The organism is Roseomonas chloroacetimidivorans (assembly GCF_049629625.1).
In the GTDB taxonomy this organism is placed as follows: domain Bacteria; phylum Pseudomonadota; class Alphaproteobacteria; order Acetobacterales; family Acetobacteraceae; genus Roseomonas; species Roseomonas chloroacetimidivorans.
Window position 1 is genome coordinate 32,954 of sequence record NZ_JBNBZS010000015.1, and the last position, 24,390, is coordinate 57,343.

The following is a 24,390-nucleotide window of genomic DNA, read 5'->3' on the forward strand; positions in this document are numbered from 1 at the left end:
CCGGGCGCTCAGGCCGCGATGCGTGAGATAGCGGCGGCGAGGCGTGCCGCCTCGGCCTCGGCCGCGGATAGGCGCTCGCGCGTCTCCTCCACCACCTCCTCCTTCGCCCGGCTGGTAAAGTCGGGATTGGCCAGCTTCTGCGCGATCTTGCGCGCTTCCGCCTCAACCTTCGCGTGCTCCTTTGCCAGGCGGGTACGCTCGGCAGCCAGGTCCACCACGCCGGAAAGAGGCAGCATCACCGTGGCTTCATGCACCACGGCCTGGGCCACGCCCTCCGGCGCCGCGCCGTCCAGCGGCTTCACCTCGGTTGCGCGGGCCATGCGGCGGATCGGCTCGATCCAGCGTGCCGCCCGGTCCATGGTTTCGGCGGAGGCGCCCTGTATCAGCAGCGGCACGGTCACGGAGGGTGGGACGTTGACCTCGGCCCGCACGGCGCGCACCTCGGAGATGAAGTCCACGAGCCAGTTCAGCTCGGCCCGCGCTTCCTCGGCCCCCATGACCGCCACCGGCTCCGGCCAGGGCGTGCGGATCAGGCTGCCCTCCGGGCCATAGCCGAAGCGGTCCCATAGCTCCTCCGTCACATAGGGCATGACGGGATGGGCAAGGCGCAGGATCAGGCCCAGCACGTGCTGTGCGGCGCCCTTGGCCTCGGCCTTCTCCAGACCGTCAGGCCCGGTCAGGGCGGGCTTGGCCAGCTCCAGGAACCAGTCGCAGAAGCTGCCCCAGGTGAAGCGATAGATCGCGGCGGCATAGTCATCCAGCCGGAAGGCCTCCAGCGCCGCGGTGGCCTCGGCGATGGCGGCATTGCCGGCATCAATGATCCAGCGCGCCAGCGGGGTCTTCGCCTGCATGGGGTCGAAGGAGGTATCCGGCGCGATGCCGTTCATCTCGCAGAAGCGGGCGGCGTTCCACAGCTTCGTCACGAAGGCGCGGTTGCTCTCCACCTTCTGCCGGCCCAGCCGCACGTCCCGCCCGGGGCCCGCGAAGGAAGCCAGGGTGAAGCGCAGGGCATCCGCGCCATAGGCATCCGCCAGTTCCAGTGGGTCCATGACATTGCCCTTGGACTTGGACATCTTCTGCCCGCGCTCGTCGCGGACCAGGCCGTGGATGTTCACGACCTTGAAGGGCACGTCGCCCATGAAGTGGATGCCCAGCATCATCATCCGGGCAACCCAGAAGAAGATGATGTCGAAGCCCGTCACCAGCACGTCGCCGGGATAGTAGCGCGCCAGTTCCGGCGTCTGCTTCGGCCAGCCCAGCGTGGAGAAGGGCCAGAGGCCGGAGGAGAACCAGGTGTCCAGCACGTCCGGATCGCGGGTCAGTTCCACCTCGCGCCCGTAGTGGCTGCGGGCGGCGGCGATCGCCTCGGGCTCGGTACGCTCGACGAAGATATGACCATCCGGGCCGTACCAGGCCGGAATCTGGTGGCCCCACCAAAGCTGGCGGGAGACGCACCAGGGCTGGATGTCGCGCATCCAGGCGAAGAAGGTGTTCTCCCACTGCTTCGGCACGAACTGGGTGCGGCCGCTCTCCACCGCCTCCACCGCGGGCTTGGCCAGCGTCGCGGCATCCACATACCACTGCCAGGTCAGGCGCGGCTCGATGGGCACGCCGGAGCGGTCGCCATGCGGCACGGCATGGGTATGCGGTTCGATCTTCTCGATCAGGTCCAGCCGTTCCAGCTCGGCCAGAATGGCCTTGCGGGCCTCGAAGCGCTCCAGCCCCTCCAGGCCTGCCAGCACCGACGGCTCGGCGAGGCCGGGCATGGAATGGATATCCGCCTCCAGCTCCGCAAGCGTGATCCGTCCCTCCGCATCCAGCACGGACGGGGACGGCAGGTTGTGGCGCTTGCCGACCTCGAAGTCGTTGAAGTCATGGGCCGGGGTGATCTTCACCGCGCCCGAGCCCTTCTCCGGGTCCGAATAGGCATCGGCCACGACAGGAATGCGGCGGCCGACGATCGGCAGGATCACGGCCTGCCCGATCAGATCCTGGAAGCGCGAGTCCTCCGGGTTCACCGCCACCGCGGTATCGCCCAGCATCGTCTCCGGCCGGGTGGTGGCCACGACGATATAGCGGCCGGGCTGGCCGTCCACAGGGTAGCGGAGGTGCCAGAGATTCCCCTTCACCTCCCGGCTCTCCACCTCCAGGTCGGAGATGGCGGTCTGGAACTTCACGTCCCAGTTCACCAGACGCCGGTCGCGATACATCAGGCCCTGGCGGTGCAGGGTCACGAAAACCTCCCGCACGGCGTCCGAGAGCCCCTCATCCATGGTGAAGCGCTCGCGCGACCAGTCGAGGCTGGCGCCCATGCGGCGGAGCTGACGGGTGATGGTGCCGCCGCTTTCGCCCTTCCACTGCCAGACGCGCTGGAGGAAGGCCTCGCGGCCCATCTCGCGCCGGTCCTTGCCCTCCGCGGCCAGCAGGCGCTCCACCACCATCTGGGTCGCGATGCCCGCATGGTCCGTGCCGGGTTGCCAGAGCGCGTCCCGGCCCTGCATGCGGCGAAAGCGGACCAGCGTGTCCTGGATCGTCACGTCCAGCGCGTGGCCGACATGCAGGCTGCCCGTGACATTGGGCGGCGGAATCATGATGGTGAAGGGCTTGGCGTCGGAGGCCGGGTTCGCCGTAAAGGCGCCGGAAGCCTCCCAGCCTTCATAGAGGCGCGGCTCGAAGCCGGCGGGCGAAAGCGTCTTGTCGAGCATGAGCGGAGGCTTGGCGGCGGGCTCGGCCCCCGTCAAGGGGAATGCGCCCTGCCCTGCCCTGCGGGCTGCGCGGGCCGCAGACTCAGCCGAGTGACCGGCTGACCACCCGCTCGATCTCGGCCCGCACCAGCCGCTCCATCATTGCCGGTAGATGGGCGTCCATCCACTCCTTCAGGAGCGGACGGAGTTCCTCCCGCACCACATCCTCGATCGAAGGACCGCCGCGATGCACCGGCGCGGTGCGCTCCGCGGCCACGGTGCGGGCGAGCTGGCCGATCAACGCGGCGGCCGCCGCGGCCGTGGCGGGAGCCACGAGCCCCTCCGCCGCATCTGACAGCCCCGGGGCAGGCGCGGGTGCCGGTGCGGGCACGGGCGCGACGGGTGTCGGACTCGGCGCCACAGGGGCCGCCGGAGCGGCTGCGGCCGGCAGTGGTGTCGGCACGGGCGTAGGTACCGGGCCGGGCGCAGGCCCGATCACGGGAGACACCAGCATCTCCTCGGTCAGTTCAAGCGGCTCGGGCGCTAGTTCGAGCGGCTCGCGCGCCGCCGAGGGAAGTGGCGGGGCTGGACGCTGGGCCGCCTCCTCCTCCTCGTTCAGGATCTTACGGATGGAGGCCAGGATGTCCTCCATCGACGGGTCCTGCCCGGGGGTGGCGGCTCCGGACATGCGGGGCTCCTCGTTTCGGCTTGGCGGGTCAGTCGCGCACCGGCTGGGGAGCGGCATAGTCGCTCAGCCCGGCCCAGCGGTCGCGGACGGCGCGATAATAGGATTCCTGGTCGTAAAGAGCGACCGGAAGGGCAAGGTCACGTGCCGTCAGACGCCCGACGGACTGGGCAAGAGAGTAGCTGGCCGTGACAACATTCGTCAGGGCGCGCACCAGCGACACGCGGGCGTTCAGCAGCTCCTGCTCGGCGTTCAGCACGTCCAGCGTGGTGCGGCTTCCGACCACTGCCTCCCGCTGCACGCCGTCCAGCGCGATCTCGGCCGCCCGGATCTGGGCGCGCACGCTGTCCACCGTGGCGCGGGTGCTCACCAGCGTCTCCCAGGCCTGGGAGGCCTGGGCCGAGGCCGTCCGGCGCTGGTCGTCCACCACCTGTCGGAGCCGGGTGGCGTCCTGGCGGGCCTGGCGGACGGCGGCATACTCGGCACCACCCTGGTAAATTGGCACCGTTACCGTGGCGAGAATGCTCTCGCCGGTGATGCGGGTGCCGGCCGTCTGCTGATTGTCGCTGCGGGTGGCCTGCGCCTGGAGGCTGGCCTGCGGCAGCAGGGCGGAGACTTGCACATCGATGAAGTCGCGCGCGGCGGCCTCGTCGAACAGGGCGGCGACCACGGCCGGGTTGTTCAGGGCCGCGACCTGGACCGCGTCCTGCCCGTTGCGGACAGCCGGTGCCAGGGGCTGGGGCGCGGTCAGCCGACCGGGGGCCGTGCCGACGACGCGCTGGAAGGTGGCGCGGGCGTTCTGGAGCTGCCCCTCCGACTCGGTCCGGGACGCGCGGGCGCCGGCGAGGCGCGACTCCGCCTGCGCCACGTCGGTCCTCGTGATTTCACCAACCCGAAAGCGCTCGTTTGTTGCCTCGAGCTGGCGCTGCAGGACCTGCGCGTTGTTCAGGTTGAGGCGGACCTCCTCCTGATAGCGGATCGTGTTCACATAGGCGGCAACAGTGTCCTGCAGCACCTGCTGCTCGGTCGCGAGCAACCGGGCTCGCTGGGCAAGAACCTGATTCTCGGCGCGCCGGGTCGAGGCCACCGTGCGGCCGCCACGGTAGAGCGGCTGGGTGATCGTGGCCGCCACCGAGGCGACGCCACGATCCTGATCCGTCGTGACTCCGACTCGCTGGCCGAAGACATTGGTGGTGCGTTGACGAAGATTACCCGCGGTGTAGCCCGCCGAGCCGGAGAGGCTGACTGTCGGGCGCCAGCCAGCCAAGGCCTGCGGCACATTCTCGTCCACGACGCGGAGCTGGGCGCGCGCGGTGGTGAGAGTCGGGTTGTTCGCATAGGTCTGGGCCAGCGCCTCCTGCAGCGTCTGGGCGCCCGCGGGCGACGCGAGTCCTGCGAGGACGGTGCCGAGAAGGGCGTGTCGGAGACGCAAGCGCGGGAATGTGGTGCTGGTCATCGGCTGCGATCCTGATGGGCCGTGGCCCGCCCCTGGGCGCAGGGCCGACCACGTGATTCCGTTATCGACGATGTTAGCCCGCTCCCGCGCCACGGGGCCAGGATGACGGCATATCCCTTTCGGGAAGGTTTCGGGCGCGTCGCCCCACCTTCGCGAAATCAGACGAACTGAAAGTGGGGCTTCGGGGCGAAGGCCGGCAACAGTGTCCCGCGTACGTCGAAGACCTCGACCGTGCTGAGCTGCCCCGCAACCCGCCGGCCGAGAATGGCGGCGCCCGCCTTCCCCGGCGTGAGGCGGATCGCGACGATGCGGCCGCCTTCGGAGAGCTGCTCGGCCAGGGCGGGCGGCACGGCTGGAATCGCGCCCTCCACCACGATCAGGTCATAGGGCGCGGCCTCCGGGAAGCCCGCGGCCGGATTGCCCTGCTGCTGCCGGACGGCGCCGGGCGGCAAGCCCGCGCTGGCCAGTGCCGGGCCGGCGATCGCCAGCAGGGCGGGATCGTCCTCCACGGCGACGACCTGGCACCCCATATGGCCGAGCAACGCAGCGCCATAGCCTGTGCCGGAGGCCGCCACGAGCACGCGCTCCGCGGTGCGCGGCGCGGCGGTCTGAATCAGCCGCGCGATGACCATGGGCTGGAGCAGCACGCGCCCGCCGCCCAGGGCCAGATCCTCATCCGCCAGCGCACGGCTGCGGAGATTCGCCGGCACGAAGAGCTCGCGCGGTACCTCCTGCATCGCGCGGAAAATCCGCGGATCCGTCACCCGGTTGGGCTTTATCTGCCCGTCCACCATGCGCCTGCGCGCCTCGGCGTAGTCCATGCCGCCCGCTGCCCCATTCACTGAACCGGTCGGTTTATAGGGGCGACTGGCGGCGCTTGGAAGGATGCCCCCCTCACCCTTTACCAGTTGGTTTGCGTGAGGCGGGTTGACCCGCCGCCTCTGGGAAGCGATATCGGCGCCGCGTGCCGGCCTGATGGCAGAATGGTGATGCAACGGACTGCAAATCCGTGAATGTGGGTTCGATTCCCGCTCAGGCCTCCATCGCTTCTCCTACCCCCTTGCGGGGAACGGAAAGGCGGGGTATCCGGCGCGCCCCGCTGCCTCACCAGGGCAGACCAACGGGACTGATCCCCGATAGCTCAGCTGGTAGAGCACGCGACTGTTAATCGCTAGGTCGTTGGTTCGAGTCCAACTCGGGGAGCCATTTTACGGAGGGGGATGGGCCGTCGGGCACGTCCCCCTTCTTGTCTTCCGCCTGCCTCGTGCCCCAATTCAGGGCAGACCGACGGGGCTGATCCTCGATAGCTCAGCTGGTAGAGCACGCGACTGTTAATCGCTAGGTCGTTGGTTCGAGTCCAACTCGGGGAGCCATCTTACGGAGGGGGATGTGCCGCAAGGTGCGTCCCCCTTGCCTTTTTCAGCCCCCTTCTCCGTCGACCAGCACCTGCACCCGGCCTGCGGCATAGCTGGCCAGGGTGAAATCCACGGGGCGGCCTTCCGGATCGACATTCAGCGCCTCCGTCACCAGCACCGGCCGGCCGCGCGGCTGCTCCAGCCGCCAAGCCTCCTCAGCATTGGGCAGGCGGGCGGTGATCCGAGTGCGGGCGCGCCGGTAGTCCTCCAGCCCGCAGGCCGCTAGGGCGGCCGTGATGGATGGGTCAGCCCGCAGGGCCATCTGAGCCGGAGCGAATCGCGGCAGCGGCAGATGGTGGATGCCGATCACCACGGGCCGGCCGTCAGCCGACCCCAGGCGCTCCACCCGGAGGACGGGCCGGTTCCTGCGAATCCCCAGCGCCTCCGCCACCACGGTTTCGGCCGGAACGGGCCCCATACGCAGGATGGTCCCGGCGGGCTCCCGCCGCTGCGCCCGCATGTTCTCGGAGAAGCGGGTCCGGCCATGCAGCGGGTAGTCGAGCACGTCATGGGCTATGAAGCTGCCCCGCCCCTGCTCGGTACGGATGACGCCGCGCAGTGCCAGTTCCTCCAGCGCCCGCCGAATCGTGTGACGATTCACCCCAAAATGGGCGGCCAACGTACCCTCGCTGGGCAGGCGGTCCTCAGGAGCATGCGGCCCCGAGGCAATGGCCGATTCGAGGGCTTCGACGATCTGCCGCCACAGGGCCACTCCGCCGCCGCGGTCCAGGCCCGACGCCAGCCCTGCTTCCAGGATCATACCCATCGCGCCCTCCCGGAAACCGGACGCTATCCGTGGCGGGGCAGACTTGTCTAGACGTCTATCCTGGCGCGTGAACCCTGCGTGACGATCATGGGACGAGGGCTTGCCCCGGCGCGATGCTCGGGCAGAAGGGGGCACATGAGCGACGAGATGATCCTGACCAACGCGCGGCTGGTCCTGCCCGACCGGATGGAAGAGGGCACGCTGGTGGTGCGAGACGGGCGCATCATAGAGGTGTCACCGGGCCGCAGCACCGTTCCGGGCGCGCTGGACCTGGAGGGAGACTACGTCATCCCCGGCGTGGTCGATGTCCATACGGACAACCTGGAGCGCCAGATCCTGCCGCGCAGCATGGCGCGCTGGCCTTCTGTTTCAGCCTTCCTGTCCCACGACTCGCAAACGGCCGTGGCGGGCGTGACGACGGTGCTGGATGCGCTCTGCCTGGGCGATCTTGGCTTCGACGAGAGCCGGCTTCAGACCGCCCGCGACGGGGTGCGCGATATGGACGCGCTGACCGCGGCAGGGGTGCTGAAATCAGAACACCTGCTGCACCTGCGCTGCGAGTTGCCGGCGCGAGACATGCTGCCGATGCTGGAAGACTATCATGGCCACCCGCTGCTGCGGATGGTCAGCCTGATGGACCACACGCCCGGCGTTGGCCAATACGCCGATGCCGCCCGCTACCGTGCCATGCGGGTAAAGGGCGGCAACTCCCCGGAGGCTGTGGAGCGGCGTATCGCCGAGCTGACCGCGCAACGGGAGCTGGTGAGCGCGCCTAACCGCCGCGCCCTGCTTTCCATGTTCGAGGGTCGGGACGTGCCGCTGGCCTTCCATGACGACTGGGACCCGGCCGTGGTGGCCCAGAATGCTGCCGACGGCATCCGGATCAGCGAATTTCCCGTGAATGTCGAGGCTGCCCAAGCTGCCCGGGCGCATGGCATGGCGGTGATCGTCGGCGCGCCCAACCTCGTGCGCGGGGGCAGCCATTCCGGCAATGTCTCGGCGGCCGATCTGGCCCGAAGGGGGCTGGTGGATATCATTGCCTCCGACTACGTGCCGCCGGCCATGATCGAGGCGGCGTGGAAACTGGTTCCCGAAGCCGGCCTGTCTCTGCCCGCCGCCGTCGCGACCATCACGGCGAACCCGGCCCGGGCGCTCGGGCTGACCGACCGGGGAAGCCTTGCCCCCGGGCTGCGGGCCGATCTGGTGCGGGTGCGGGCCTTCGGCGCCATGCCGGTGGTGCAGGCCGTCTGGCGCAACGGGGCGCGGATCGCATGACCGGCATGGCCCACCCTGCGCGCGCGGCACTCTACTGGGCGCCGCCCGTGGACGATCCCCTGCACAGCCTGGGCAGCACCTGGCTGGGCAGGGACGCCGAGACAGGCGCGACGCTGCCCCAGCCCGCCATTCCCGGCTTCGACCTGCATGCCCTGACGGGCGACGCGCGCGGCTACGGCCTGCATGCCACGCTGAAGCCACCCTTTCGTCTGGCCGGCTCCTACGCCGCCCTGCGGGATGACGCGGCCCGCATGGCCGCGGCCACGGAACCCTTCGACCTGCCGCCGCTGGAGATCACCTCGCTCAGTGGCTTCCTGGCACTGCGGGAAAGCGCCCCCTGCCCTGCCCTCCAGGCCCTGGCGGATGCCTGCGTGGCGACGCTCGACGTCCATCGCGTTCCTCCCGACGAGGCCGAGATCGCGCGGCGCAGGCCGGAGCGCCTTTCCCCGGCCGGGCGCCACAACCTGTACCGTTGGGGCTATCCGCAGGTGTTCGGTGAATGGCGCTTCCACGTGACCCTGACCCAGCGTCTTACGCCCGAGCAGGACGCCGCGATCCGGCCCGTGGCGGAGGCGATGCTGGGGGACGCCGCTGCCCGGCCTCGCCGGGTGACCGAGCTGTGCCTCTTCACCCAACCCGCCCCAGGCCAGCCTTTCCTGCTCGCTGAGCGCCTGCCGCTCGGCGGCTGAGGCACCGCCCCGTCATTCCCTCTTCCCCCGCGCCTCGCCCGGCGGCATGACGGTCGGGCGAGACGGGCCGAGGCGAAGCCCGGCCGGGGAAGGCCCTCAGCGCCTTCCTGAGGCGAAGCGAACCGCGCGGGAGGGAAGGCCATGCCAACGACCATCGACGAGCATCAGGAGCTGCGCGATGCCGTCCGCGCCCTCTGCGCCGAATTTCCGGCTGAGTACCATCGCAAGATCGACGCCGAACGGGGCTATCCCGAGGCCTTTGTCGAGGCCCTGACCAGGGCCGGCTGGCTGGCCGCCCTGATCCCCGAGGAATATGGCGGCTCCGGCCTCGGCCTGACCGAGGCCTCCATCATCATGGAGGAGATCAACCGGTCCGGCGGTAATTCCGGCGCCTGCCATGGCCAGATGTACAACATGGGTACCCTGCTCCGGCACGGCTCGGAGGAGCAGAAGCGGCGCTACCTCCCGAAGATCGCCTCGGGTGAGTTACGCCTGCAATCCATGGGCGTGACCGAGCCTACAACCGGCACCGACACGACCAAGATCAAGACCACGGCCGTTCGGAAGGGCGACCGCTATGTGGTGAATGGCCAGAAGGTCTGGATCTCCCGCATCCAGCATTCCGAGCTGATGATCCTGCTGGCCCGCACGACGCCGCTGGCCGAGGTGAAGAAGAAGTCGGAGGGCATGTCGATCTTCCTGGTCGATCTGCGCGACGCGATCGGCAAGGGCATGACGGTCCGGCCGATCGACAACATGGTCAACCACGAGACGAACGAGCTGTTCTTCGACAACCTGGAGATCCCGGCGGAGAACCTGATCGGCGAGGAAGGGCGCGGGTTCAAATACATCCTGGACGGGCTGAATGCGGAGCGCACGCTGATCGCGGCCGAATGCATCGGCGACGGTTACTGGTTCATCGACAAGGTTGTGCCTTACACGAAGGAGCGCATCGTTTTCGGCCGCCCGATCGGGCAGAACCAGGGCGTGCAGTTCCCGATCGCGGAATCCTATATCGAGATCGAGGCCGCCAACCTCATGCGCTTCGAGGCCTGCCGGCTTTTCGACGCGCACCAGCCCTGCGGGGCGCAGGCGAACATGGCGAAATACCTGGCCGCGAAAGCTTCCTGGGAGGCCGCGAATGCCTGCCTGCAATTCCATGGCGGCTTCGGCTTCGCGCATGAATACGACGTTGAGCGCAAGTTCAGGGAGACGCGGCTCTATCAGGTGGCGCCGATCAGCACGAACCTGATCCTCAGCTATGTGGCCGAGCACGTCCTCGGCATGCCGCGCAGCTTCTAGGGGAAATCCATGCCCGGATCGAAGCCACTGGCGGGGCTGCTCGTCATCTCCATGGAGCAGGCGGTCGCGGCACCCTATTGCGCCGGTCGCCTCGCCGATGCCGGCGCGCGAGTGATCAAGATCGAGCGCGCGGAAGGTGACTTCGCACGGGGATACGATGCCAGCGCGAAGGGATCATCCAGCTACTTCGTCTGGCTGAACCGCGGCAAGGAAAGCGTGATCCTCGACATCAAGCAGGCGGAAGATCTTGCACTGCTTCGTCGCATGGTCGCCAAGGCGGATGTGTTCATCCAGAACCTCGCGCCCGGCGCGGCGGCGCGGGCGGGTTTTGGCAGCGCCGATCTGCGCGCGCAGCACCCGCGCCTCATCACCGTCGACATCTCCGGTTATGGCGAGACCGGCGAATACGCGGGCATGAAGGCCTATGACCTTCTGGTGCAGGCCGAAAGCGGGCTTTGCAGCGTGACCGGCCGCCCGGAGGGACCGGGCCGGGTCGGCGTCTCCGTCTGCGACATCGCCTGCGGCATGAACGCCTATTCCGCCGTGCTGGAGGCGTTGATCGAGCGCGGCATCACCGGGCGCGGCAAGGGCATCGCAGTCTCGCTTTTCGACGGAATGGCCGACTGGATGAACGTGCCGCTGGTCTATTACGAGGGCACAGGCAAGGCACCGGCCCGGGTCGGCCTCGCCCACCCTTCCATCTGCCCCTACAGCGCCTTTGAAACGGCGGATGGCACGCCGGTGCTCATCTCCATCCAGAATGAGCGCGAATGGGCGGATTTCTGCGTCCATTTCCTGCGGGAACCCGACCTGCCGCAGCACGAGGGCTTCCGCAGCAATGTGGAGCGGGTGGCCAACCGGCCCATGGTCGACGCCCATATCGCCGCCGTGTTCGCAGCGTTGAGCCGCGAGGAATGCGCTGCACGACTTAAGGCCGCGCGGACGGCCTTTGGGTTCGTCAACGATCTGGCCGCTTTCGCACAGCACCCGGCGTTGCGCCGCGTGACACTGGAAACGCCTGGCGGCCCCGTCTCCCTCGCCGCGCCGGCCCCCGTGTTCAGCGACGGGCCGCGTGACCTCGGCCCCGTGCCCGCGCTCGGCGCGCACACGGCCAGTATCCGGGCCGAGTTCGCGGCATGACTGACGTGGGATCCTCTCGCGCCGGCTGATGGTCCCTTTCTTGCCAGCTTCGTAGTTCGGCCAAGGAGTATCAGATCATGTACCGTCGCACCCTGATGAAAGTGGCCGGCGCGGCTGCCATTGCCGCACCGTCCCTCGCCCGTGCGCAACCCGCCACCACACTGCGCTTCATCCCGCAGCAGGACCTGATCGTCCTCGATCCCGTCACCACCACCGCCTATATCAGCCGCAATCATGGCTATCTTGTCTTCGACACGCTGTACGGAATGGACGACAGGTTCCAGCCGACTCCGCAGATGGTCGAGGGCCACCGCATCGAGAATGACGGCAAGCTCTGGACCCTGACGCTCCGTGACGGGCTGCGCTTTCATGACGGCACGCCCGTCCTGGCGCGCGACTGCGTGGCCTCCGTCCGCCGCTGGGCCGCGCGCGACCCGATGGGCACGATGCTCATGGCCGCAACCGACGAACTCTCCGCGCCCGATGACAAGACGATCCGCTTCCGCCTGAAGCGCCCCTTCCCGCTCCTGGCAATGGCGCTGGGCAAGGCGGCGACGCCGGTTTGCGCGATCATGCCGGAGCGCCTGGCCAGCACCGATCCTTTCAGACCTGTCTCGGAGATGATCGGAAGCGGCCCGTTCCGTTTCAAGGCTGATGAGCGCGTGCCGGGATCGCTGAACGTCTACACGAAGTTCGAGGGCTATGTGCCGCGCAAGGACGGCACCTCCACCTGGACCTCTGGCCCGAAGGTCGTGCACTTCGACCGGGTGGAGTGGCACACCATGCCCGACCCCTCCACCGCCACCGCCTCGCTCATCGCCGGCGAGCAGGACTGGATGGAATACGCCTATCACGACCAGATCCCGCTGATGCGGCGGGACCGGAACGTGAGGGTGGAGGTGAAGGACCGGACGGGCTTCGTGCCGATGATGCAGGTGAACCACCTGCAAGCCCCCTTCAACAACCCCGCCATTCGTCGCGCGCTCTGGGGCGCCGTCGACCAGACCGCCTGCATGCAGGCCGTGGTCGGCCCGAGCGAGACGAGCCTCTACAACGTGCCGCTGGGTTTCTTCTGCCCGGGCACGCCTATGGCGAGCGACGCCGGCCTGGACGTGCTGAAGGGGCCGCGGGATCTGGCCAGGGTGAAGCGCGACATCGCGGCAGCCGGCTACAAGGGCGAGACAGTGCTGCTCATGATCCCTTCAAATGCCCAGGTGCTGATGACCCAGGGCGCCGTGATGGAGGACATGCTTCGCCAGGTCGGCTTCAACGTCGAGACCTATGCGGTCGAGTTCAACGCGATGCTGCAGCGGCGCAACCGCAAGGGACCCGTGTCCGACGGCGGCTGGAGCGCCTTCGTCACCAACTGGGTGGGTGCGGACTGGCTGAACCCCGGTACCCATTTCGCCCTGCGTGGCGCGGGCGAGGCTGGCTATGCCGGCTGGGCGACGATCCCGAAGATCGAGGAACTGCGCAATGCCTGGTTCGAGGCGCCGGACGAGGCTGCGCAAGCTGCCATCTGCCGGGACCTACAGCTCGAGGCCATGAAGGAGGCTCCCTTCTACCCGCTAGGCCAATACCTGCAGCCGACCGCCATTCGAGCTAACCTGACCGGCGTCCTGCCTGGCTTCTCCACCTTCTGGAACGTGCGGCGCAGCTGAGGAAAAAGGCCGGAGGAGAGCACTCCTCCGGCCTCTTGGCTTTCATCGTACTAAGACCTGACGCGCCAGTTCAGCTCTTGGCGGCGGCTTGGCGGATCTGCGCAACGGTCTGCCGGTTTGTGATCTGCTCCGGGCTCATCCGCACCTCGATAATGGCGGGCTTACCGCTGGCGCGCGCCCGGCGGAAGGCAGGCACCAACTCATCCGTCGCCACCACCACTTCGCCATGCCCGCCGAAGGCCTCAATGAACTTGGCGAAGTCGGGATTGGTGAGCTGCGTGCCGGAGACGCGGCCCGGGTAGGTCCGCTCCTGATACATGCGGATGGTGCCGTACTGGCCGTTGTTCACGACGATCACGATCGGCGCCACGCCGGCATGGAAGGCCGTCGCGATCTCCTGCCCCGTCATCAGGAACCCGCCATCGCCGACGAAGCTCACCACGCACCGGTCACGATAGGTGATGGCCGCGCCGATGCCGGACGGTACGGAATAGCCCATCGCGCCATTGGTCGGGCCAAGGAAGTCCTGCTTCTCCCGCACGGACATGAAGCGCTGCGGCCAGGTGGCGAAGTTACCGGCATCCACGGTGAAGATCGTGTCCTCCGGCAGCTCCGCCTCCAGCGCCTGCAGCGCGCGGGCGAAGTTCAGCGGGCCCTCATAATCCGGCGCGGCGGCGCTCGCCTCGCGCCCGGCGCGCAGCTTGCGGGTCCACTCGCCCCAGGGGCGCGGCTTGCCCGGTGCAGCGTCGCGCAGGGCAATGGCGAAGGCGTTCAGCTCCGCGGTGATGCCCAGCAGCGGACGGAAGACGCGGCCGATCTCGGCGGGGTCCGGATGCACCTGCACAATCGGGCTGGTCTGGCCGGCAGGGAACAGTGTGTAGCCCTGGCTGGTCGCCTCGCCCAGGCGACTTCCGATGGCAATGACCAGGTCCGATTCCTTCACCCGCGCCACCAGCCCCGGATCGGAGCCGACGCCGAGATCGCCCGCGAAGTTCGGCGAGGTGCCGTCAAACAGGCCAAGACGGCGGAAGCCGACCGCGACGGGCAGATCATGCGCCAAGGCCCAGTCCCGGATGGCCGCCTTGCCTTCGGCGGACCAGCCGGTGCCGCCAAGGACGACGACCGGCCGCTGTGCCCCGTCCAGCAACTCCAGCAGGCGCGGGATCGCATGCGGCGCCGGGAAGGCCGGAAGGGTCGGCGCCGGGCCGATATCCTGCACGTCGACGATGGACTTCTGCATCTCCTCGCTGATCGCGACGACCACGGGGCCTGGGCGGCCGCTGGTCGCGATGTCGAAGGCGCGGGCCATGAGTTCCGGGATGCGGGCGGCGTCGTCGATCTGCGTCACCCACTTCGCGAGCGGCGAGAACATCCGGCGGTAATCCACCTCCTGGAAGGTGTCGCGGTCGGTCTCGGCGAAGGGAATCTGGCCGACGATCAGCACGAGCGGGGTGCTGTCCTGCATCGCCACATGCACCCCGATACTGGCGTGGCAGGCGCCAGGACCGCGGGTGACGATGGCAACGCCGGGCTTGCCGGTCAGCTTGGCATGGGCCTCGGCCATGTGGACGGCCCCGGCCTCAAAGCGGCAGGTGACCAGCTCGATGCGGTTGCGGACATTATAGAGCCCGTCCAGCAGGTCGAGGAAGGATTCGCCCGGCACGGAGAAGGCGTGGGTGACGCCCTGGGCTACCAGCGCATCCGCCAGCAACTGCCCACCCGTGCGGCCCGTCCCCGACCTCTTGTCCACATGCCCGTCCATCTGCCGTCTCTCCCCGTCCTGGCGTGGCGGCGGAGGCTAGAGCAGAATGCGGCGGGCCGGAACCGGGCGGGCTACACCGCCTCGCGGTGCCGGGCGGCGCGGCCGCCGCGGGCCAGCCAGCCGAGAAGGGCGAGCAGGAGGTTCGCCAGCAGCAGCCCCAGCAGCAGGCCGACCAAGCCGTAGGTCGCAGCGACGACACCGAGCAGGACCTGCGGCTCGTGCAGCGCGACCGCCGTTCGGAGAATCGCCGACTTGTTCCCGAAGGGATCGTCCATCAGGTCCCAGGCCGCCCGGACCGGCCGCAGGAGGGGTGACGCCCCGGCAATCCTTGCATGGGCGCCTCGTAAGGCTTCTTCCCGCGCGATCGAGGTCTCCAGCCCCTGCGCGTTCGACGGCTCGCGCGTCCGCAGGGCCGCGATCACCTCCTCCGATCTCCCGGTCAGCCCGTAATAGTCCCGTGCGGCGCTCTCCCGCTGCGCGATGTCGCTTCGCGCCTGTTCGGAAACCTGCACCAGCGCCGCGTCATAGGCCGCCGTAATGGCCGGCAGCTGCATGGCAGCGAGCGCCAGCGCCAGGCCAAGCCCAAGGCGCAGGAAATCCGACAGCCAACGTCCGGCCAGGCGCAACGCAAACCTCCCTCAACCACCCGGGCCTGGAAGGCACCGGGAAGGCCGAGGGTTGCGCCCGCGGACGGAAAGCGGATCAGCGCGTCAACTCCACCTCAGCGGAGGTGTAGAGCGCGACACATTCCTCCGTCAGCACGCCTTCGATCACCTCCAAATCCCAGCCCACCGTCCGCGCGAAGGACTCCACGGAATAATCCTTAAAATTGAAAGCTTTCTTGGCCAGCCGCTTCACATCCGCGTTCCGCGCCCCCAGCACCAGCCGCTTGAAGCCGCCGTTGAAGATGGCGCCGAGGCACATCGGGCAGGGCTCACAGGTCGCGTAGAAGGTGCAGTCCGGCAGTTCCCGCCGCCCCAGCGCGCGGCAGGCCATGCCGACCGCCAGCGTCTCCGAATGCGCAGTGGCGTCACGGAGCCCGACCTTCTTGCTCCAGGTTTTCACCACCACCTCGCCATCCCTGGCGACCAGCGCCCCGAAGGGCTGCTCTCCCAGGGAAGCACCGTGCTTCGCCTGCTCAATGGCCATGGCCATCATACGCTCATGCTCGTTCATGGCAGGCTCCGGTCAGCGCTCGGCGACGGTCAGCACGCGCTCGGCCCGGAGCGGCAGGAAGTCCCGCAGGAACACCTCCCTCACCCCGGGCGTACGCGGCAGAGCATAGGTCTGCACCACCGTGCCGATCGCGCCCTCCAGCCGCTTGTCGTCCAGGTCGCCGAGGCCGAGAGACTGCGTCTCCGGCGTCGTCATCTGCGCCCGCAGCATGTAGAGCATGCGTTGTTTCTCGATGACCGGGTCGGTCAGCGGCTCCACCCGCTTCAGCTCCGCGATGCCCGCGTCGGGGCTGGCCGCCACCTCACGAACTGCACGGTTGATGGCCCCTACCAGGCCGCGCACCGCTTCGGGCTTCCTCAGCAGTGCCTGGCTGACGATCACACCGTTGGAATACTGGTCCAGCCCCATGTCGCTGTAGAAGAACCAGCGGAAGTCCTTCTCCGGATCCTTTCCCATCCCGACAAAGTTCATGTAGCTGGTGCCCGAGAACTGGGCGACGGCGTCCACCTGACCCTGCACCAGCATCTGCTCCACAAGGTTTGGTGCGATCGCGGCGATCTGCACCTTCGAAGCATCGACGCCGTTCCGGCTGGCCAGCGCCGGGAACATGCGCGCGGTGGCGGAGCCGGCTGGCGCGCCGAGTTGGCGTCCCTCCAGGTCCTTCAGGCTGCGGATGGGGCCGTCCGCGCGGGCGATGATGGCGTAGGGCGCGCGGTTATAGACGAGATAGACCATCACGGGCTGCTCGCCCGGACGCTGGGCGGCATTCTGGATGACCGCGTTGATGTCACCGAACCCCGCATCATAGGCGCCGGACATCACGCGAGTGATGGCGGCCGCGGAGCCGTCGCCCTGGTCGATCGTCACCTCCAGCCCGGCCTGCCTGAAATAGCCGCGGGACTGGGCAATATAGTACCAGGCGTGCGGACCCTGCGCCTTCCAGTCCAGGATGAAGCGGACCGGGGTCAGCCCCTGCGCCCGAGCCCCCAGGAGGGCGGGAGCGGTCAGGGCCACCCCCAGCAGACCGCGCTTGGTCAGTTCACGCATGCAGCACTCCAGCATCGCGCCCGGTGCTCCGGGTACGTCGGAATGCCGCGTGGGGGTGCGGGCGGCGTTGGCGATGCGGACTTGCGGCGGCCTTCCCCCGCCGGACCCGGTACTCCGTCTCACAAGGACGAGGCCGCGGATCTTCCGCAATCGGATGAAGAAGCCTTTCGGCTACCAGACCCGATGCAGTTTCCGTGCCCGGAAGCGCCACTCGCCCGCCGGAGCCATAGGCAGCCGCAAATTCCGTGCGCAAGACTTGGAAGCAGGGCGCGACGGCGCCATCCTCCCGGCCTTACCGGAGTGGGCGACGCATGAAAGCGATCTTCGTCATGATCAAATGCGAGATGGGCGCTGCCTATCGCGTAGCGCGCGAGATGGCGGACAGCATCCCGGAACTCTCGGAGATGCACTCCACGAGCGGCCAGTACGACCTCCTGGGCAAGTTCTACCTCGAACCAGAGCAGGATATCGGCCTGTTCGTCGTCGAGCGTGTGCAGAGCGTACCCGGCGTGAAGGACACCTACACGCTACAAACCTTCAACGCCTTCTCCGGCCCACGAAGCTGACGGAAGGAACCGGACGGGGCCAAGGGCCCTGCCATGAAAAGACCTCCATGCCGCCTCGCGCTGCCCCGGACCTGCCGTCTGGGTGCCACAGGGGGCGCCCATCTTGGGTGGTATCGGAGGTTCCAACAAATGAAGGTCCGGCTTCTCCCCGCTCTTGTCCTCGGCGCCGCGCTTGCGACGGCCGGATGCCAGAACCCCGACGGCTCCACCGATTGGGGCAGCACACTGGCGCTTGGGGCTGGTGTCGGCCTCGCCGCCGGGCTGGTTGCCGCGGCAGCGAGCGACAGCGGCCCTCGTTACAGGAAACCGCCGCGCCGGGGTTACGGTTCCTATGACGGCTATGGGCGGGGCGGCTACGGGCGTCCCTATGCCCAGGGCTACGCGAGGGGCTGGTGATGAAAATTCGCCTCGCGGCGCTCGCGCTCGCCGGACTGACCCTCGGCGGATGCTACGGGCCCTATGGGGAGCCGAATGTGGCGGGTTCGGCGCTGGTCGGCGCCGGTGTCGGCGCGGCCGCTGGGGCGGCCATCGCCTCCAGCAGCGGCGGATACTACTACGGCCCAAGCTACTATTATGCGCCGCGCCCCCGCTACTACGGCTATTACTATCCCCGCCACTACGGCTGGCGGCACTGGTGACAATAGGGGGCGCCTAAAGCGCCCCTTCACGTGTCCGGCCCCATTCGGCCAGCAGCGCATCCGGCGGTAGTTGGCCCTCCAACCACAGGCTGGCGGCGGCGCGCGACATGGCCGCGCCATCATGGCCGATATGGGGCACGGTCACCCGCTTCCAGTTGAAGGGCAGCCCACGGCGCTTCGCCTCGGCCTGGCCGTATTCGAAATAGTAGAGCGCCCTCGCGAAGCGGTGCGGCCCCTGTGCCACCGCCTCCGGCTGCGAGGGTAAGCTGGGCCCGCTGGTTTCGGTATCCGCCTCTCCCGAGAGGATGGTCATCGGGAAGGCGAAGAGCCGTGCGATATCAGCCTCCGTTGTGCCAATTCCGCCCAGCCCGGCCGGGAACGGGCGGCCAAGATCCGGGAGAGTGAACCAGCCGGGATTGCCGACCATGGCAGCCTCGAACAGGTCGGACGGCTCGGTGGAGAGCAGCCGGTGCAGGAATTGCCCCCCTGCCGAATGCCCGAAGATCAGCACCTTGGGCCGGGTGGAAAGCCCGGCCTCACGCAGCGCCATCACCACCCGGGCCGGGATGCGGTAGCCGCGCCACTCCGGCCTGCGCAGGGAACCGTCCTCCGCCAGGACGTAACCGTTGTTGTAGGTCTCCGGCCCCGGAAAGAGATGCGCGGGGAAGGTGGGGGCGACGATCAGCAGCTTGTGGCGTTCGGCGGCCTCGATCCAGAAATCGCGGTACTCATCCCCGTTGCGCCCCATGCCATGCATCACCAGCACCACCTGCCCGTCAGGCCGCCAGCCCTCTGGCCGATAGGCGTGCAGGGTGACGGGGCGGCTAGGATCGCCGGCTGGGTCGTCGAAGAGGATCGAGGCGCGGCCCGGCGCGGAAAGAGCTTGGGCAAGCTGCGAGGAAAACGGCATGGCGGGGTCCGGTCTGATAGCCACCGGCGGATTGCGCCGGCGATGCGGGGCAGGCTCGGCCGCACGGACGGCGAGCGGAAAAATGGCGCCGAGGGCCAGCAGCCCGCGGCGCCGGAGGCTCATTCGGGGGTGACCTCGGCGGCAAGAGTCGTCTGGTCCACACGTCCGGGATAGCGGAAGCCGCGCCGGCTGGCCCAGGTCGCGCTTTCGAAATGGACTGGTGCAACAGGCATGCGCTCCAGCGCCATGCGTCCGGCCTGTTGCAGCAGCGAGGCGCGGGCGGCGGGGTCCATGGTGCTGGCCGCCTCCCGCACCGCCCGGTCGAAATCGGGATCCGACCAGCCGCCGTAGTTGCTGCTGCCGAAGCCGCGCGACGGATCGGGGCTGGCAAGCCAGAGCTGAAGGAAGAGCAGCGTTTCCGCCGCATCCGCCGACCAGCCGCCCATGGCGACCGAAAACTCCTTTCTCGCCCGGCGCGTGAAGAAGGCGGCGCTCGGCACCGTCTCCAGTTCCACCTTCACGCCGACGCGCTGCCAGTACTGGGCGATGGCCTGAGCCAGCCGCGCATCGTTGACATAGCGGTTGTTGGTGGCGTGGAAGGTCAGGCTGAAGCCCTGCGGGAAGCCGGCCTCGGCCAGAAGCGCGCGGGCGCGGGCCGGATCATAGGGAAGCAGGGGCAAGCCCGGGATGGTGCCGGCCATGCCATCGGGCAGGAACTGCGACGCCGGCACCGCGACGTCATCCATGACGCGGCTCGCGAGTGCCTTGCGGTCGATGGCGAGCGACAGTGCTTGCCGCACCCGCGCGTCCTGCAATGGGTTCGGGCCGGTGCCGCCCTGCATGAAGGGGCTCGGGCTGCGGGCCGCGTCAAATTGCAGGAAGATCAGCCGTGTGGTGGGCGCGGCCGAAACATGCACGGCCGGGTTCTGCCGGAGCCGCACCAGATCGGCGGTGTTCGGCGCCTCGATCAGGTCATGGTCCCCCGCCAGCAAGCCGGCGAGGCGCGGCCCGGCAGCGGTGACAGGCGTGAGGCGCAGCGTCGCCCAATGCGGCTTCTCACCCCAGTAAGCGTCGTAGCGCGCCAGCTCGATCAAGCCGCCACGCGTGTAGGAGACCAGGCGGTAGGGGCCGGTGCCGATGGCGGCCCGGCCCTCGTTGAAGTCCTGCGCTGTCGGCCAGGCGCCCTGCACGCCGCATTGCTGGTTCGCCTGGAAATTCAGCTTCCCGGCCGGCACCAGCCGGCGCGGGATGATGGCGAGGTTCGTCAGGTCGCTCGGAAGCAGCGGCGCCGGGTGGCTCGTGACGATCCGCACCGTCATCGCGTCCGGCGTCTCCACCCGCTCGAAGCCGCGGACATAGCGGGAGAAGGACTGGGTGACCTCGCCCTCGTTGTTCCGGACGCGGCAGAAGCTGGCGACCACGTCCTCCGCGGTGAAGGGACTGCCGTCATGAAAGGTGACGCCGGGGCGCAGGTGGAAGATCCAGCTTGTGTCGCTCTCCCGCTTCCAGCGCGTCGCGAGGCCGGGCATGACGGAAAGATCGGGTGCGTTTTCCGTCAGCGCGTTGAAGATATGCGCGCGGAGCGTCGTATTGGGGGTCAGCCCATACTGGTGCGGGTCGGCCGAGGTGGTCTCCCCAGCCATGGCGATCCGCAGCGTCTGCGCCGCGGCCCCCCCTGCCCCGGCGGAGGCCGCGACGGCCGCGGCGAGGAAGGCGATGGCAAGGCGGCGGCGCATGGCGGTTCCTCAGTCGAAGCCCAGGAACCCCGGCATGCCGGAGATGGGCGGTGCCTTGGCCAGGGCCGCGACGTCCGGCACCGGACGGCTGAGAAGCGGATCGCCCGCCACCGCCGCTTCGATGGCCGCCGCCGCGCGCAGCACCAGCGCATCGCCGCCGCGCGGCCCGACAATCTGCAGGCCGAAGGGCATGCCCAGCGCGTCGCGCCCCATCGGGATGGAAATCGCCGGGTGGCCGGTCAGCGTCACGAAATAGGCCATGGCCAGCCAATGGAAGTAGGTGCGGGTCTTCTGCCCGTCGATCTCGGCCGGAAAGAGCTCCGACCAGGGCCGGGGCGAGATGGTGATGGCCGGCGTGATGATCAGGTCGGTGCCAGCGGCGAAGAATGCCTGCCAGCGCTGGTAAAGCTGGGTTTGCAACACGCCGGCCTGCGCGACATCGGCGGCGCTGTAGCGCAGCCCCTCCTCGACATTGGCACGCACATTCGGCCCGACCATCTCCGGCGTTTCCGCCACCTTCTTTGAATGGGCGGCAAGGAAGTTCACGGCCCGCAAGATCTCGAAGGCCTCGTTCGCGCCGCTGCAATCCGGCGTCGCCTCGTCGATCCCGGCGAAAAGCGGTTCCAGCGCGGCAACGCGTGCACGGAACGCTTCGCGTACCGTCCTCTCGACCAGAGCGAGGCCGAAATCCTCCGTCGCGGCAATACGGATCGAGGAGAGGTCGATCGGCGCCAGCGGCGTCCACATCTCCGGCAGGCCGCGCACCGGCTTGCCCGGCAGCGTATAGGCCAGCGGGTCCTGCGCGTCGTCGCTCGCCATGGCAGCGAGAAGCAGCGCGGCATCCGCAGCGTTGCGCGCCATCGGCCCGAGCACAGGCAGGTTCTGCCAGCCCAGCGAGCGGCGCTCCGTGGCCACGAGGCCCGGGCTGGGCCGGAAGCCGACGATGCCGTTGAAGGCCGCTGGGTTGCGCAGCGAGCCCCCAGTGTCCGAGCCCGAGCAGATCGGGAACATACCCGCCGCCAGCGCCGCGCCTGAGCCGCCCGAAGAGCCCGCCGCGGAACGCGTGGGATCATGCGGATTGCCCGTAGCGCCATAGACGGCGTTGCGGGTGTTCGCGCCGGCACCGAATTCCGGCGTGTTGGTTTTGGCCGTGATGATCGCGCCCGCGGCGCGGATGCGCGCGACGGAGCTGAGATCCTTGGTCGGCACATTGTCCTTGAAGAGCGGGCTGCCGAAGGTGGTGACCAGCCCCTCCGTCTCCTCCAGGTCCTTGATGCCGATAGGCAGGCCGTGCAGCAGGCCCAGCTTCTCGCCACGCATCACCGCGTCCTCGGCCGCCTTCGCGGCCGCCCGGGCGCGGTCATCCATCGCGACCACCGCGTTGATCGCGGGGTTCACCGCCGCGATCCGGGCCAGGCAGGAATCCAGCAGCTCAACCGGGGAGAGCTTTTTGCTGCCGATCAGCCGCCGGGCTTCAAGGGCGGAGAGGTCACAGGGCTCGGTCATGGGCCATCCCGGTCGCAGTGGTCAGGAGAAAAAAAGGCCGCGGCACAAGCCGCGGCCCGAAGCGGGCTAGTAGCCCATCGCGCAGCCATCCTTGCGCGGGTCAGAACCGCCGATGAGGACGCCGCGATCCCGGTCGATCAGGATGGCCTGTCCGCCGCCATGCGGCTTCTTGACCAGCTTGGGCTGGTGGCCCAGCGCGGCGAGCCCTTCCTTCAGCTCCGGCGGAAGGCCGGTCTCGATCTCGGTCGTGCGGTGGTTCGCGCCGGGGCTCGGGAAGACGCGGGTCAGGTCCAGTGCCTCCTGGACGTCCAGGCCGAACTGGAAGTGGTTCGCCAGGAACCAGGTCTGGCCCATCGGCTGGTAATGACCGCCCATCACGCCATACGGCATGATCGCCTTGCCATCCTTCATCACCATGCCCGGGATGATCGTGTGCATCGGGCGCTTGCGCGGCGCGATGCAGTTCGGATGGCCTTCCTCCAGCCGGAAGCCGAAGCCGCGATTCTGCAGCATCACGCCCGACTTTTCGGCCAGGATGCCGGAGCCGAAGCCTTCGAAGAGCGAATTGATGAAGGAGCAGGCATTGCCGTCCTTGTCGACGACGGTCAGGTAGACCGTGTCCTTGTGCTTCTGCCAGTCCACGTCACCGGCGGGCGGCAGCTCCTCCATCGCCTTGTCATCGCGGATCATGCCGCGCAGCTTCGCCAGGTAACCGTCCGAGAGCAGCTTCGCGAGCGGCACCTCGACCTGCGAGGGATCGGCGAGGAAGGCATCGCGGTCCCGATAGACGAGGCGCGCGGCTTCCAGGTGGCGGTGCATGCGGGTGAGGTCCAGCGGACCCGCCGGATCGGGCATTCCCTCAAGGATGCCAAGGATCATCAGCACCAGCAGGCCCGAGCCGTTGGGCGGACACTGGAAGACCTCCATGTCCCTCCAGCTACGGGAGATCGGATCAACGAAGTTCGCGACGTTTTGCCCTTCCGCGAAATCCTCCTCGGTGTGCAGCCCGCCAGCGGCGCGCAGGGCGGCCACCATGTCCGCCGCGATCTCGCCGGTATAAAAGGCCTTGGCACCGTGCTTGCCGATGGCGCGCAGCGTCTTGCCCAGCTCCGGCTGCACGAAGCGATCGCCGAAGGCATAGGCCTGGCCATCCTTCAGGAAGCGCCGCTTGGTCTGGGGCTGGAGGGAGAGCTTGCCGACACTGTCCTCCCAATCCGCCGAGACGCGGGAGGAGACGGCGAAGCCCTGCTCCGCATAGCCGATGGCGGGCTGCAGGATCTGTTCCATAGACAGCTTGCCATGGGTCTTGTTCAGCAGCTCCCAAGCGGAGATGGCGCCGGGGACGGTCACGGAATGGGCCGAGGTGTTGACCATAGCGGTCAGCCCGGCGGCGCGCAGCGCCTCCGGCGTCGCCCCGGCGGGGGCGCGGCCGGAGCCGTTGATCGCGATCACCCCGCCCGAAGCCGGCGCGTAGAGGCAGAAGCAGTCGCCGCCGATGCCTGTGGATTGCGGCTCCACCACGCAGAGCGTGGCGCAGGCGGCGATGGCGGCATCCAGAGCATTGCCACCCGCCCGCATCGTATCGAGAGCGGCCAGCGTGGCGACCGGCATGGAGGTGGCCGCCATCGCGTTCAGCGCCATGGCCGGGCTGCGGCCGGGAAGATGAAGATCGCGCATGTGCTGGTCCTAGGCCCCCGTTGGGTTTGTTTTGCATGGGCGGACCGGCCCGGTCCGCAAGATCCTGTCGCCGACGCGGGCTGCGCAGGCGTCAAAGGGGAATACGCCCCTGGCCGGATCGGCGGAAGCCCGGAAGCGGTATCCGCCGCCAGCCCCGGCAGGCCGAATATGGGACTGACCGCCAGCGATCAGGGACGGCCTGGCTTTGCCGCGGCGCGGACGATGCCCTGCGCCCTTCCCACCGGCGGCATGGACCGGTGCTCCCGCCCTACCCCATCTTTCGCGCGGTTCCGGCCTCC

21 protein-coding genes and 3 tRNA genes are annotated in these 24,390 nt (G+C 68.6%); 11 read left to right on the forward strand and 13 right to left on the reverse strand.

Annotated features, from left to right (window positions below):
- Positions 1-8: 8 nt before the first annotated feature.
- The 4 genes from ACO1BU_RS13345 to ACO1BU_RS13360 all read right to left on the reverse strand — a co-directional run bounded on the left by ACO1BU_RS13345 (position 9) and on the right by ACO1BU_RS13360 (position 5,646).
- Complete coding sequence (locus tag ACO1BU_RS13345; protein ID WP_424136446.1) at positions 9-2,705, reverse strand: valine--tRNA ligase; 2,697 nt, start codon at positions 2,703-2,705, stop codon at positions 9-11.
- 82 nt (positions 2,706-2,787) lie between these two features.
- Positions 2,788-3,372 carry a DUF2497 domain-containing protein gene (locus tag ACO1BU_RS13350; protein WP_424136447.1) on the reverse strand — a complete coding sequence of 195 codons (585 nt, stop codon included), beginning with the start codon at positions 3,370-3,372 and terminating at the stop codon, positions 2,788-2,790.
- A 28-nt stretch (positions 3,373-3,400) separates the two neighbouring features.
- Positions 3,401-4,825: a TolC family outer membrane protein gene (locus tag ACO1BU_RS13355; RefSeq protein ID WP_424136448.1), complete on the reverse strand. Its 1,425-nt coding sequence runs from the start codon at positions 4,823-4,825 to the stop codon at positions 3,401-3,403.
- Positions 4,826-4,983: 158 nt separating this feature from the next.
- Positions 4,984-5,646 carry a protein-L-isoaspartate O-methyltransferase family protein gene (locus ACO1BU_RS13360; protein ID WP_424136449.1) on the reverse strand — a complete coding sequence of 221 codons (663 nt, stop codon included), beginning with the start codon at positions 5,644-5,646 and terminating at the stop codon, positions 4,984-4,986.
- Positions 5,647-5,794: 148 nt separating this feature from the next.
- On the opposite strand from ACO1BU_RS13360, the gene ACO1BU_RS13365 reads away from it, so the two are divergent.
- The 3 genes from ACO1BU_RS13365 (at position 5,795) to ACO1BU_RS13375 (ending at position 6,198) form a co-directional block, all read left to right on the forward strand.
- Positions 5,795-5,868 (forward strand) — tRNA-Cys (locus ACO1BU_RS13365).
- 87 nt (positions 5,869-5,955) lie between these two features.
- Positions 5,956-6,031 (forward strand) — tRNA-Asn (locus ACO1BU_RS13370).
- A gap of 91 nt (positions 6,032-6,122) precedes the next feature.
- Positions 6,123-6,198, forward strand: a tRNA-Asn gene (locus ACO1BU_RS13375).
- Positions 6,199-6,244: 46 nt separating this feature from the next.
- Here ACO1BU_RS13375 and phnF read toward each other — a convergent pair.
- A complete protein-coding gene (gene phnF / locus ACO1BU_RS13380; protein WP_424136450.1) occupies positions 6,245-7,006 on the reverse strand; it encodes a phosphonate metabolism transcriptional regulator PhnF in 762 nt (253 codons plus the stop codon).
- Between the two features lie 135 nt (positions 7,007-7,141).
- Here phnF and ACO1BU_RS13385 point away from each other — a divergent pair, with 135 nt between their 5' ends.
- From ACO1BU_RS13385 to ACO1BU_RS13405, 5 genes are all read left to right on the forward strand, one after another.
- On the forward strand, positions 7,142-8,281 hold the full coding sequence (locus ACO1BU_RS13385; RefSeq protein ID WP_424136451.1) for an alpha-D-ribose 1-methylphosphonate 5-triphosphate diphosphatase: 1,140 nt from the start codon (positions 7,142-7,144) through the stop codon (positions 8,279-8,281).
- Positions 8,282-8,286: 5 nt separating this feature from the next.
- Positions 8,287-8,970, forward strand: coding sequence for a DUF1045 domain-containing protein (locus tag ACO1BU_RS13390; RefSeq protein ID WP_424136452.1), 684 nt, complete (start codon positions 8,287-8,289; stop codon positions 8,968-8,970).
- Positions 8,971-9,111: 141 nt separating this feature from the next.
- The gene (locus ACO1BU_RS13395) at positions 9,112-10,272 is read left to right on the forward strand and encodes an acyl-CoA dehydrogenase family protein (RefSeq protein WP_424136453.1); all 1,161 of its coding nucleotides are present in this window, start codon (positions 9,112-9,114) and stop codon (positions 10,270-10,272) included.
- A gap of 9 nt (positions 10,273-10,281) precedes the next feature.
- Complete coding sequence (locus ACO1BU_RS13400) at positions 10,282-11,412, forward strand: CaiB/BaiF CoA transferase family protein (RefSeq protein WP_424136454.1); 1,131 nt, start codon at positions 10,282-10,284, stop codon at positions 11,410-11,412.
- 77 nt (positions 11,413-11,489) lie between these two features.
- Complete coding sequence (locus tag ACO1BU_RS13405) at positions 11,490-13,073, forward strand: ABC transporter substrate-binding protein (RefSeq protein ID WP_424136455.1); 1,584 nt, start codon at positions 11,490-11,492, stop codon at positions 13,071-13,073.
- Between the two features lie 70 nt (positions 13,074-13,143).
- Here the strand turns inward: ACO1BU_RS13405 and ACO1BU_RS13410 are convergent, their stop codons facing one another.
- The 4 genes from ACO1BU_RS13410 to ACO1BU_RS13425 all read right to left on the reverse strand — a co-directional run bounded on the left by ACO1BU_RS13410 (position 13,144) and on the right by ACO1BU_RS13425 (position 17,058).
- Positions 13,144-14,835: a thiamine pyrophosphate-dependent enzyme gene (locus ACO1BU_RS13410; RefSeq protein WP_424136456.1), complete on the reverse strand. Its 1,692-nt coding sequence runs from the start codon at positions 14,833-14,835 to the stop codon at positions 13,144-13,146.
- A gap of 71 nt (positions 14,836-14,906) precedes the next feature.
- Positions 14,907-15,461: a DUF2937 family protein gene (locus ACO1BU_RS13415; protein WP_424136457.1), complete on the reverse strand. Its 555-nt coding sequence runs from the start codon at positions 15,459-15,461 to the stop codon at positions 14,907-14,909.
- Positions 15,462-15,537: 76 nt separating this feature from the next.
- Positions 15,538-16,011, reverse strand: a complete 474-nt coding sequence (locus ACO1BU_RS13420; protein ID WP_424136458.1) for a nucleoside deaminase — start codon at positions 16,009-16,011, stop codon at positions 15,538-15,540.
- 12 nt (positions 16,012-16,023) lie between these two features.
- Positions 16,024-17,058 (reverse strand): ABC transporter substrate-binding protein, encoded by a 1,035-nt coding sequence (locus ACO1BU_RS13425; RefSeq protein ID WP_424136459.1) that lies wholly within the window; start codon positions 17,056-17,058, stop codon positions 16,024-16,026.
- Positions 17,059-17,369: 311 nt separating this feature from the next.
- On the opposite strand from ACO1BU_RS13425, the gene ACO1BU_RS13430 reads away from it, so the two are divergent.
- The 3 genes from ACO1BU_RS13430 to ACO1BU_RS13440 all read left to right on the forward strand — a co-directional run bounded on the left by ACO1BU_RS13430 (position 17,370) and on the right by ACO1BU_RS13440 (position 18,262).
- Complete coding sequence (locus ACO1BU_RS13430) at positions 17,370-17,624, forward strand: Lrp/AsnC ligand binding domain-containing protein (RefSeq protein ID WP_424136460.1); 255 nt, start codon at positions 17,370-17,372, stop codon at positions 17,622-17,624.
- Positions 17,625-17,753: 129 nt separating this feature from the next.
- On the forward strand, positions 17,754-18,020 hold the full coding sequence (locus ACO1BU_RS13435) for a hypothetical protein (RefSeq protein ID WP_424136461.1): 267 nt from the start codon (positions 17,754-17,756) through the stop codon (positions 18,018-18,020).
- Entirely contained in the window at positions 18,020-18,262 is a 243-nt protein-coding gene (locus tag ACO1BU_RS13440) for a hypothetical protein (RefSeq protein ID WP_424136462.1), read from the forward strand. Before ACO1BU_RS13435 ends, ACO1BU_RS13440 begins: the two co-directional genes overlap by 1 nt.
- A gap of 13 nt (positions 18,263-18,275) precedes the next feature.
- On the opposite strand, the gene ACO1BU_RS13445 is transcribed toward ACO1BU_RS13440, so the two are convergent.
- From ACO1BU_RS13445 to ACO1BU_RS13460, 4 genes are all read right to left on the reverse strand, one after another.
- Positions 18,276-19,295: an alpha/beta hydrolase family protein gene (locus ACO1BU_RS13445; protein WP_424136463.1), complete on the reverse strand. Its 1,020-nt coding sequence runs from the start codon at positions 19,293-19,295 to the stop codon at positions 18,276-18,278.
- The gene (locus ACO1BU_RS13450; protein ID WP_424136464.1) at positions 19,292-20,908 is read right to left on the reverse strand and encodes an ABC transporter substrate-binding protein; all 1,617 of its coding nucleotides are present in this window, start codon (positions 20,906-20,908) and stop codon (positions 19,292-19,294) included. The genes ACO1BU_RS13445 and ACO1BU_RS13450 overlap by 4 nt, the downstream gene beginning before the upstream one ends.
- Before the next feature lie 9 nt (positions 20,909-20,917).
- Positions 20,918-22,414: an amidase gene (locus ACO1BU_RS13455; RefSeq protein ID WP_424136465.1), complete on the reverse strand. Its 1,497-nt coding sequence runs from the start codon at positions 22,412-22,414 to the stop codon at positions 20,918-20,920.
- A 66-nt stretch (positions 22,415-22,480) separates the two neighbouring features.
- Positions 22,481-24,091 (reverse strand): gamma-glutamyltransferase family protein, encoded by a 1,611-nt coding sequence (locus ACO1BU_RS13460; protein ID WP_424136466.1) that lies wholly within the window; start codon positions 24,089-24,091, stop codon positions 22,481-22,483.
- Positions 24,092-24,390: the final 299 nt, after the last annotated feature.

Bases quoted from the DNA above. Each gene is read 5' to 3' on its own strand.
- ACO1BU_RS13345 (WP_424136446.1), bottom strand. From the start codon at position 2,705: ATGCTCGACAAGACGCTTTCGCCCGCCGGCTTCGAGCCGCGCCTCTAT.
- ACO1BU_RS13350 (WP_424136447.1), bottom strand. From the start codon at position 3,372: ATGTCCGGAGCCGCCACCCCCGGGCAGGACCCGTCGATGGAGGACATC.
- ACO1BU_RS13355 (WP_424136448.1), bottom strand. From the start codon at position 4,825: ATGACCAGCACCACATTCCCGCGCTTGCGTCTCCGACACGCCCTTCTC.
- ACO1BU_RS13360 (WP_424136449.1), bottom strand. From the start codon at position 5,646: ATGGACTACGCCGAGGCGCGCAGGCGCATGGTGGACGGGCAGATAAAG.
- phnF (WP_424136450.1), bottom strand. From the start codon at position 7,006: ATGGGTATGATCCTGGAAGCAGGGCTGGCGTCGGGCCTGGACCGCGGC.
- ACO1BU_RS13385 (WP_424136451.1), top strand. From the start codon at position 7,142: ATGAGCGACGAGATGATCCTGACCAACGCGCGGCTGGTCCTGCCCGAC.
- ACO1BU_RS13390 (WP_424136452.1), top strand. From the start codon at position 8,287: ATGGCCCACCCTGCGCGCGCGGCACTCTACTGGGCGCCGCCCGTGGAC.
- ACO1BU_RS13395 (WP_424136453.1), top strand. From the start codon at position 9,112: ATGCCAACGACCATCGACGAGCATCAGGAGCTGCGCGATGCCGTCCGC.
- ACO1BU_RS13400 (WP_424136454.1), top strand. From the start codon at position 10,282: ATGCCCGGATCGAAGCCACTGGCGGGGCTGCTCGTCATCTCCATGGAG.
- ACO1BU_RS13405 (WP_424136455.1), top strand. From the start codon at position 11,490: ATGTACCGTCGCACCCTGATGAAAGTGGCCGGCGCGGCTGCCATTGCC.
- ACO1BU_RS13410 (WP_424136456.1), bottom strand. From the start codon at position 14,835: ATGGACGGGCATGTGGACAAGAGGTCGGGGACGGGCCGCACGGGTGGG.
- ACO1BU_RS13420 (WP_424136458.1), bottom strand. From the start codon at position 16,011: ATGAACGAGCATGAGCGTATGATGGCCATGGCCATTGAGCAGGCGAAG.
- ACO1BU_RS13425 (WP_424136459.1), bottom strand. From the start codon at position 17,058: ATGCGTGAACTGACCAAGCGCGGTCTGCTGGGGGTGGCCCTGACCGCT.
- ACO1BU_RS13430 (WP_424136460.1), top strand. From the start codon at position 17,370: ATGAAAGCGATCTTCGTCATGATCAAATGCGAGATGGGCGCTGCCTAT.
- ACO1BU_RS13435 (WP_424136461.1), top strand. From the start codon at position 17,754: ATGAAGGTCCGGCTTCTCCCCGCTCTTGTCCTCGGCGCCGCGCTTGCG.
- ACO1BU_RS13440 (WP_424136462.1), top strand. From the start codon at position 18,020: ATGAAAATTCGCCTCGCGGCGCTCGCGCTCGCCGGACTGACCCTCGGC.
- ACO1BU_RS13445 (WP_424136463.1), bottom strand. From the start codon at position 19,295: ATGAGCCTCCGGCGCCGCGGGCTGCTGGCCCTCGGCGCCATTTTTCCG.
- ACO1BU_RS13450 (WP_424136464.1), bottom strand. From the start codon at position 20,908: ATGCGCCGCCGCCTTGCCATCGCCTTCCTCGCCGCGGCCGTCGCGGCC.
- ACO1BU_RS13455 (WP_424136465.1), bottom strand. From the start codon at position 22,414: ATGACCGAGCCCTGTGACCTCTCCGCCCTTGAAGCCCGGCGGCTGATC.
- ACO1BU_RS13460 (WP_424136466.1), bottom strand. From the start codon at position 24,091: ATGCGCGATCTTCATCTTCCCGGCCGCAGCCCGGCCATGGCGCTGAAC.